Genomic DNA, 8,451 nt, shown 5'->3' on the forward strand with positions numbered 1-8,451 from the left:
CGACCAGCCTAGTTCGCGGACGGCACGCTCGGGGCCGGGTCGGGCTCCTCGTCGACCGCACCGCCGCCGACCGCGGACTCCCCGTACGCGGCCAGGGCGGCGCTCGCGGCCTGCGCGACGTCGTCGGCCACGGCCTGGGGCGTGACGGCCAGGACGTGGCGGGCGTGCTCGAGCAGCAGCCGGCGCAACCACACGGGGTTCGTCACCCGCAACGACACCTCGAACGCGCCGCCGGGCAGGTTGCGGACCTTCTCCACCGGGACCTGCTCGGCGACCCAGCGTGCGGGGCTCGCGAACGTGATCGTGGCCAGGGGCGCGTCGCCCGTGGGCGTGAAGTCGACCTCGGTCGGCAGATCGTGCTCGGCGGCGGGCACGTCGAGCTCGGTCGCGGCCAGGAGCCGGTCGAGGCGGAACGTGCGCTGACCCTGCGCGCGGTAGCACCACGCAAGGAGGTACGACCAGGCGTCCTGGGTGTGCAGGGCCACGGGGTCGATCTCCCGCTCGGAGACCACGTCGGCGCTCGTCACGTACCGCACGCGCAACCGGTGCCGGTTCGCCAGGGCCGAGGACACGGTCGCCACGACCGCGGGGTCCCCGTCGGTGGGCAGGCGCACGTCCAGGGCTGCGGCGGCCTCGCCCGTCGCGCCCGTGAGCTTGTCCAGGACCGAGGCGACGACGTCGGAGCGTGCCCGGTCCGAGCGGACCGCGCCCGTCTCCCCCATGGCGCGCAGCGCCGCGATGAGCGCGACCGCCTCGCGCGTGCCCAGGCGCAGGGGTCGGGTCATGCCGCGCGCCTCGGTCAGGCGCACCACGCCGCGCTCGAGGGAGTCCGCGTCGAAGTCGATCAGGTCGTCGGGCCAGTACCCGGGTGTGCCGGACACCCACAGGGCGTCGACGTCCTCGACGATCTGGCGGGTCGTGACCCCGAACCGGGACGCGAGCTCCTCGACGGGCACGCCGCCCGCCCCGTCCAGATAGCTGACGATGCCCAGCAGGCGCACCAGCCGGTCGTCCGCGCGCTCAGCCACGCTGCTCCTCGGTCGTCGTCGTGCTCGTGCCGTCCCGGTCGAGGGACCGGTCGGTCGGGGAAGGGGTGAGACCCGTGGCCGGGTCCGCGGACCCCAGGCGCGCCGCGGCGCGCAACCGGCGCACGACGGCGTCGCGCAGCTCGGGCGGGCTCAGCACCACGACCGCGTCACCGTACCCCGCGATCTCGTCCGCGAACGTGTGCGCGTTCGTGTAGGGCACGTGCACGACGTCGCGCCCGTCCCGACGGGGCCCCGCCCCCTCGCCCGTGCCCTCGCCCGTGCCATCGCCGTCACCGTCGCTGCGCCCCCGCGCACGCAACGCCTCGGCCCGCTCCGGACCGATCGCCAGGCGCGCCTCGAGCTCGCGCCCCGCGCGCGCCCCCAGCAGGGCGTCGACGTCCACACCCTCCGGGATGGTGAACGCCCCCGCCCGCCCCAGCAGACGCACCCGCCCCTCGATACGGCTCAGCCGGTACGCGCGCGGCGCCTGGCGCTCGCGGTCGAAGCCCAGCAGGTACCAGCCGCCCCGGCGCGCCGCGATGCGCCACGGCTCGACCGTGCGCGTGCGCACCTCGCCCGTGGACGCCGCCCGGTACGTGAACGACACCACGCGCAGCGCCTCGATCGCGTCGAGCAACGGCCCGTACGCGTCACCCACGGCCCGCACCCGGGGCGCCAGGCCCGCGACCGCGTCGTTCGCGATCTCCCCCGCCCCCGCCGCCCGCAGCTTCGTCAGGGCGCGCGAGATGTCCGTCCGCAGCGTCTTGTCCTGCCAGAACTGCGCGGCCAGCGACAGGACCCCGAACTCGGCCGGGGTCAGGTCCACCGCGGGCAGCGCGTACGCGTCCTGGTCGATCCGGTACCCCACGTCGTCGCTGTGGCCCCCGGCGTCGACCGTCACGATCGGGATCCCCAGGTCGCGCAAGGAGTCCTTGTCGCGCTCGAACATCCGCTCGAACGCCTCGGGCGAGGGCGCGTCGGCATACCCCGCCACGCTCGTGCGGATCTGCTGCTTCGTCATCGACACGCTCGTGTTCACGAGGGCGATCACGAGGTTCAACAGCCTCGTCGCAGGGTTGACTGGTTGGCTCGTCTGATCAGGCATCGGCACCCACGCTAACGAACGGTAGCCTCACCCGTGTGATGACGTGGCGATCTGCAAGGGTGATGTCGCGCGGCCGAGGCTGGCAGGGCGCGCAAGAACTGACCGTCGAGCTCGACGAACCGCTGCCCGCGACCGCAGGACCAGGCGACCAAGAACGCCCCCGGACCGTGCGCGCGCTCGCCTACCCGCAGCTCGTGGGCGACCCCCAGGTCGGCGACCGCGTCCTCCTCAACGTCAGCGCCCTCGCCCGGGGGCTCGGCACCGGCGGGTACGCGCTCGTCGTCGCCCTGCCCGACACGCTCCCCACCGACCCGCCCGCGGGCCCCGGCCACCTCGTCAAGGCCCGCTACACCCCCCTGCAGGCCCTCGTCCTGGGCGTCGACGAGCAGGAGTCCCCCCACCACGACACGCTGCGCGACGCCGACGACCTCGCCGGCATGCCCGTCGTCGTCGCCGACCTGCACTCCGCGCTGCCCGCGATCGTCGCCGGCGCCCGCCTCGCCGCAGCCCAGGACGGACGCCCCGCCCCCCGCATCGCCTACGTCATGACCGACGGCGGCGCCCTGCCCGCAGCGTTCTCCCGCACCGTCTCCGGACTGCGCGACGCCGGCTGGATCCACACCTGCCTCACCGTCGGACAGGCCTACGGAGGCGACCACGAAGCCGTCACCGTCCACACCGGGCTCCTCGCCGCCCGCCACGTCACCGGCGCCGACCTCGCGATCGTCGCCCAAGGACCCGGCAACCTCGGCACCGGCACCCGTTGGGGCTTCTCCGGCGTCGCCGCCGGAGAAGCCCTCAACGCCGCCGCCACGCTCGGAGCCCTGCCCGTCGCCTCCCTGCGCGTCTCCGGCGCCGACCCCCGCGACCGCCACCTCGGCATCTCCCACCACTCCCTGACCGCCTACGGCCGGGTGGCGCTCGCGGCCAGCGACGTCGTCGTGCCCCGCCCCACCCCCGAGATCGAAGCCCTCCCCGGGTGGGGGGCCACGCTCACCGCGCGCATCACCGAGCAGGCCACCCACCTCGCCGCCCCCCACGGGCGCCACCGCCTCGCCCACACCGAGACCGGCACCGCGCTCCTCGACGCGCTCCGCACCACCCCCGTCGGCCTCTCCACCATGGGCCGAGGACTCGACCAGGACCCCGCAGCCTTCCTCACCGCCGCAGCAGCCGGCCTCCACGCCGAGAGGAACCGGCCCGCATGAGCAACCGGACACGACTGGGGGGTGTCGTCGTCCTGATCGCACTCGTCCTCGTCGGCGCCGCCGCCGGGTCCCGCTGGAGCTACGACCGCCCCGCATGGTTCCTGCCCCCCGACGACTCGGCCGTCCCACCCCCCGAAGCCCCCGTCCCGATCGACGGCCCCACCTACGTCGAGACCCTGCCCCCAGGGCTCGACGGCCAGGCCGCCGGGATGTCCATCGGCGACTACACGACCTACCTCGCCGTCACCGTCGCCGCCGTCCTCGTCGTCATCGCTATCCTCTACCTGCGCCGCCGCCGCACCGAGCCCGCCGCACCCGGCGAGCCCCACCGCGACCACGTCGCCACAGGGGACACCGTGACCGCCGCCCCCACCCTCGAGGTCCAGCTCCCCGCCCTACGGCGCGGAGTCACCCACGCACGCCACCTCCTCGACACCGCCCGCAGCCCCCGCGACGCCGTCACCGCCGCCTGGATCGCCCTCGAGGACGCGACCGCCGACACCGGCCACCGCAGGCACCCCGCCCAGACCCCCACCGAGTTCACCACCACCGTCCTCGACGCCACCCCCGCCGACCCCGACGCCGTCACGACCCTCCTCGGCCTCTACCAGCGCGCCCGCTTCACGAACCGCCCCCTCGCCGACCACGACGTCCAGACCGCGCGCGACTGCCTCGAACGGCTCGCCATCGCCTTCGCGCCACCAGGACCCGCCGCGAGCCCGACCCGGACCGGAACAGCTCCCCACGACACCGGACAGGCCACGACCCCATGAGCCGACGCCCCACCACCGGCAGACGCCTCCTCCTCGACGCCGGGCTCGTCCTCACCGCCGGCACCGCCCTCGCCGTCATCGGGCTCGACCTGCCCCACGCCCTCGTCCTCACCGCCGGCGCCCTCGTCCTCCTCGTCCTGTACCGACGCACACGACCCGGCGACGACCCCGAGCACCACGCCCTGCCCGACCGCAACCGCCACGGCGCCCGACGCGACCTCTCTGAGCTCACCTGGGCCATGCACGGCAACGACGGACGAGTCAGCGAACGCGCACACAAGCGCGTCCTGGCGCTCGCGGCCAGGGCGCTGGCCGACCAGGGTGTCGACCTGCGCAGCACGGACCCCACTCAGCAGCGCGCGGCCTCAGAGCTGCTCGGGCCGAAGGTCCACCAGCAGATGACGACCGACCTGCGCCCACCGACCATGCCGGTCCTGAGGTCCTGGGTCACAGCGGTCGAGGACTTGAGCGGCATCTCCGCGGGCCCAGGACGAGCGTCCGCTGCGCAGCGCCGCGAGACGGACGGCCGCGCGACCGACGGAACCACCACCGGCACGGACCACAGCACACGCACGACCACCACGACCACCACCGAGAGGCGAACCCGATGACGGACTCCCCTGCCCCCGCGCTCAGCGTGCCCGAGGTGGCCGCGCTCGGCCGCCGCATCCTCGACGAGGTCGGCACGGCCGTCGTCGGGATGCGGGACCCGCTCGAGCTCGCGCTCGCCACGATCCTCGCGGGCGGCCACGTGCTGTTCGAGGACGTGCCGGGGCTCGGCAAGACCCTCGCGGCCCGCAGCCTCGCCACGGCGCTCGGGCTCGACTTCGCCCGCCTCCAGTGCACACCCGACCTGCTGCCCGCGGACATCACGGGGTCCTCGGTCTACGACCCGGCCACGACCGACTTCGTGTTCCGCCCAGGACCGGTCTTCACGGGCCTCTTCCTGGCCGACGAGATCAACCGCACCGCGCCCAAGACCCAGTCCGCGCTGCTCGAGGCCATGGCCGAGCGCCAGGTCTCGATCGAGGGCAGCACGTACCCGCTGCAGCGCCCGTTCCACGTCCTGGCGACGTCCAACCCCGTCGAGTACGAGGGCACCTACCCGCTGCCCGAGGCGCAGCTCGACCGCTTCATGGTGCGCCTCGCGGTCGGGTACCCGGACCGGGACGAGGAGCGTGAGGTCCTGCGCCGCAGGCTCGACCGCCGTCAGGAGCAGGCCGAGGTCCGCCGGGTCGTCGACGCCGCCACGGTCCTCGCGATGCAGGCCGGGGTCGAGGCGACAGACGTCGACCCCGACGTGGTCACGTACTGCGTCGACCTCGTGGCCGCGACGCGCGCCGACTCCCAGCTCGAGGTCGGGGCCTCGCCCCGCGGGTCGCAGACCCTCGTCCTGCTCGCGCGGGCCGTCGCGGCCCTCGACGGCCGGGACTACGTGCTCCCCGAGGACGTCAAGCGCGTCGCGGTCCCCGTGCTCGCGCACCGGCTCACGCTGACTCCCACGGCGTGGGCGTCGAACGCCCAGCCGCAGACCATCGTCCGGGCCATCCTCGACCGCGTCCCGGGCCCCGCGACGGTCGCCAGCACGGCGCGATGACGGCGCCCGCAGGGGGCGGAGAGCCGACGGGGTGGCTGCAGACGACAAGTCTCGCGGCCGGGGTCGTGCTCGGTCTCGCCCTGCTGATCACCGGCCTCGTCGCAGGCCGCGCCGACGTCGCGGTCCTCGGGGCACCCGCGCTGCTCAGCGCGGCGTGGGCGTGGATCGCCCGCCCACGCGGTGGGGCGGTCACGGCGACGTTCGTCCCGGCCGAGGCGGGCGGGGCGGGGCCGGGAGAGCTGCACGCGCGGCTGCGCCTCGAGGTGCCCGACGGCGCCGCACCCGTCCGCCTGCGGGTCACCAGCCCGGGGAACGACGCCGCGGACGTCACGGTCCTCGTGGACGGGACCAGGACCCTCGACCTCACGACCCGCTCGGCCCGGACCGGGCCGCACCGGACGTTCCGCGTCGACCACGTCGCGGCGAGCGTCGAGGGTGGCTTCGAGTCACGGCCCGACGACGTGCAGGCACCCGGGGTCCTCGTGCTGCCGGCGGCCCAGCCGCTCGGTCGACTTCCGCTGCCTCATCAGCTGGTCGGGCTCACCGGACCGCACACGACCCGGCGGCTCGGCGACGGCACCGAGCTGCGGGACATCCATCCGTTCGCGCCGGGCGACCGGCTGCGACGCATCGACTGGCGCGCGACCGCACGACGGTCCCCGGGCCTCGAGACCCTCTACGTGCGCCGCACCCAGGCGACTGCGGAGGCGACGGTCGTGCTCGTGCTCGACTCGCGCGACGAGGTGGGACCGGACGTCACGACCTGGCGCGGGAACGGCCCGCTGCCCATGGACCGTGCGACGTCTCTCGACGTCGCACGCAATGCCGCGGCGTCGGTCGCGCAGGCCGCGCTCGACGGGGGTGACAGGGTCGGCTTCGAGGACCTCGGGTGGGTCCGACGTCCCCTGCCCCCGGCCGCAGGCAAGCGCCAGCTGCGCAGGATCGTCCACGCGCTCGCGCTCGCGCACCCCGTCGGAGACCCCGGACGCCGCCTGCGTCCCCCGCAGATCCCGGCAGGTGCGCTCGTGTACATGTTCTCGACCTTCCTCGACGACGAGAGCGCCTCGATCGCCCGGACCTGGCGCGGTACGGGCCATCCGGTCGTGGCCGTCGACATCCTGCCCACGGTCGAGGTCCCGCGGGGCGACCCCGGCGTCGCTCTCGCCTGGCGGATCACGCACATCGAGCGTGAGCAGCGCCTCGAGAGCCTGCGTCGAGAAGGGATCCTCGTGGTCCGGTGGCTGCCCTCGGTCGACGACGATCCTGGGGTGCCCGGCCGCACGCCCCGATCGGCCCGGACCGCGCTCGAGCTCGCGGCCCGCCGGCAACGACACGTCGCGCATGGGACGTCCCGATGAACGCGCGCCTTCCGGTTCGCCCGGCTCCTGCAGCCGCCAGGCCCTCGACCGAGGTGGCCACCGGACCGACCGTCCCCGGGCCCGGTCTGCGCGCCGTGCTGTTCGGCGCCACAGCCGTGTTCGGCGCCCTGACCGTGCACAGCCTGCTCCCGTCGTTGCTCGGCAGCGTGGTGATCGGCCTCGCGCTCGCCGCGGCGGTCACCAGGTTCCCGCGGCCCCCTGTCCCGCACGCGATCGTCCTCGCCGGGGGCGCCGCGCTCCTCGACGCCTCGACGGCGTTCGACCCGGTCGTGTTCGCCCTCCTCCCGCTGGTGCACCTCGTGCTCCGGGCGTCCTGGTGGGTGGCGCGCGTCCCCTGGACGGGCGAGGTCGAACGGCGGGTCCTCGCGCTCGACCTGCGTCGCGCCGCCCTGGTGCAGGCGCTCTGCCAGGGGCTCGCGCTCGTGGCGTTCGCCGCTTCGGGCCTCGAGGGCAGCGGGTCCTGGACCGTCGTGGCGGCGCTGGCGCTGTGCGCGCTCGCCGTCCTGGTGGTCCCACGGACCTGGTGGCGTCGGTGAGCTCGCGCTGGACCTGCGAGCACGAGCACGCGGGGCCAGGATGGGTGGAGGCGCCCTGCGCCTGACACGCATCCCGACTCGAGGAGGACCACATGGCTGCCCAGAAGGACCTGCCGGAGTACACCGTCCCGTCGCTCACCCTCCAGGAGGGCAAGGACGTCGCGGCGATCCTGCAGGAGCGTCTGCACTCCCTGAACGACCTCGCCCTCACGCTCAAGCACATCCACTGGAACGTCGTGGGTCCGCACTTCATCGCGGTCCACGAGATGATCGATCCCCAGGTGGACGCCGTGCGCGCCATGGTCGACGCCACGGCCGAGCGCATCGCGACGTTGGGGGTGCCGCCGCGGGGCACGCCGGGTGCGATCGTCGCCGAGCGCACCTGGGAGGACTACCACCTGGGTCGCGCGTCGACGATCGCCCACCTGGGCGCTCTCGACGAGGTCTACCAGGGCGTGATCGCCTCGCACCGCAAGGCCGCGGCGGACACCGAGACGGTGGACACCGTGAGCAACGATCTCCTGGTGGGGCACCTGCACGAGCTCGAGCTGTTCCACTGGTTCGTCAGGGCGCACCTGGAGTCCTCGGGCGGCGAGCTCTCCACCTCCGGTGCGTCGACCGAGCGAGGCGCAGCCCGTAAGGCCGAGTCCGCGGCGAAGAACGAGGCCTGACTCCCCCCTCCGCCCGTCACCGGCGGCCCCCGTCCGCGACGAAGAGCCCCCCTGGTCCTGGCGGATTCCAGCGGTGGTCGCAACACGTTCGGCGTTGATGGTACGGGCCCGGCCGCTCTAGCGGCCGGGCCCGTACTGTTCACAGGAGTGATGC

General features: G+C 74.6%; 9 protein-coding genes. 7 read left to right on the top strand and 2 right to left on the bottom strand.

Annotation, left to right across the window (positions count from 1 at the left end; all coding sequences use genetic code 11):
- Nucleotides 1–8: 8 nt before the first annotated feature.
- On the bottom strand, nt 9–1,028 hold the full coding sequence (locus ACFWGN_RS08695) for a helix-turn-helix transcriptional regulator (RefSeq protein WP_377616518.1): 1,020 nt from the start codon (nt 1,026–1,028) through the stop codon (nt 9–11).
- Nucleotides 1,021–2,133 carry a helix-turn-helix transcriptional regulator gene (locus ACFWGN_RS08700; RefSeq protein WP_377616519.1) on the bottom strand — a complete coding sequence of 371 codons (1,113 nt, stop codon included), beginning with the start codon at nt 2,131–2,133 and terminating at the stop codon, nt 1,021–1,023. The genes ACFWGN_RS08695 and ACFWGN_RS08700 overlap by 8 nt, the downstream gene beginning before the upstream one ends.
- 35 nt (nt 2,134–2,168) lie before the next feature.
- On the opposite strand from ACFWGN_RS08700, the gene ACFWGN_RS08705 reads away from it, so the two are divergent.
- The 7 genes from ACFWGN_RS08705 to ACFWGN_RS08735 all read left to right on the top strand — a co-directional run bounded on the left by ACFWGN_RS08705 (nt 2,169) and on the right by ACFWGN_RS08735 (nt 8,297).
- Nucleotides 2,169–3,341, top strand: a complete 1,173-nt coding sequence (locus tag ACFWGN_RS08705) for a DUF3866 family protein (protein ID WP_377616520.1) — start codon at nt 2,169–2,171, stop codon at nt 3,339–3,341.
- On the top strand, nt 3,338–4,114 hold the full coding sequence (locus tag ACFWGN_RS08710) for a DUF4129 domain-containing protein (protein ID WP_377616521.1): 777 nt from the start codon (nt 3,338–3,340) through the stop codon (nt 4,112–4,114). Before ACFWGN_RS08705 ends, ACFWGN_RS08710 begins: the two co-directional genes overlap by 4 nt.
- Complete coding sequence (locus ACFWGN_RS08715) at nt 4,111–4,725, top strand: hypothetical protein (protein WP_377616522.1); 615 nt, start codon at nt 4,111–4,113, stop codon at nt 4,723–4,725. Before ACFWGN_RS08710 ends, ACFWGN_RS08715 begins: the two co-directional genes overlap by 4 nt.
- Nucleotides 4,722–5,711, top strand: a complete 990-nt coding sequence (locus ACFWGN_RS08720) for an AAA family ATPase (protein WP_377616523.1) — start codon at nt 4,722–4,724, stop codon at nt 5,709–5,711. Before ACFWGN_RS08715 ends, ACFWGN_RS08720 begins: the two co-directional genes overlap by 4 nt.
- Nucleotides 5,708–7,069 (top strand): DUF58 domain-containing protein, encoded by a 1,362-nt coding sequence (locus tag ACFWGN_RS08725; protein ID WP_377616524.1) that lies wholly within the window; start codon nt 5,708–5,710, stop codon nt 7,067–7,069. Before ACFWGN_RS08720 ends, ACFWGN_RS08725 begins: the two co-directional genes overlap by 4 nt.
- Nucleotides 7,066–7,626: a hypothetical protein gene (locus ACFWGN_RS08730; protein ID WP_377616525.1), complete on the top strand. Its 561-nt coding sequence runs from the start codon at nt 7,066–7,068 to the stop codon at nt 7,624–7,626. Before ACFWGN_RS08725 ends, ACFWGN_RS08730 begins: the two co-directional genes overlap by 4 nt.
- A gap of 92 nt (nt 7,627–7,718) precedes the next feature.
- Nucleotides 7,719–8,297, top strand: coding sequence for a Dps family protein (locus ACFWGN_RS08735; RefSeq protein WP_191802427.1), 579 nt, complete (start codon nt 7,719–7,721; stop codon nt 8,295–8,297).
- Nucleotides 8,298–8,451: the final 154 nt, after the last annotated feature.

The organism is Oerskovia sp. NPDC060338, assembly GCF_042726295.1.
Classification (GTDB): Bacteria; Actinomycetota; Actinomycetes; order Actinomycetales; family Cellulomonadaceae; genus Oerskovia; species Oerskovia merdavium.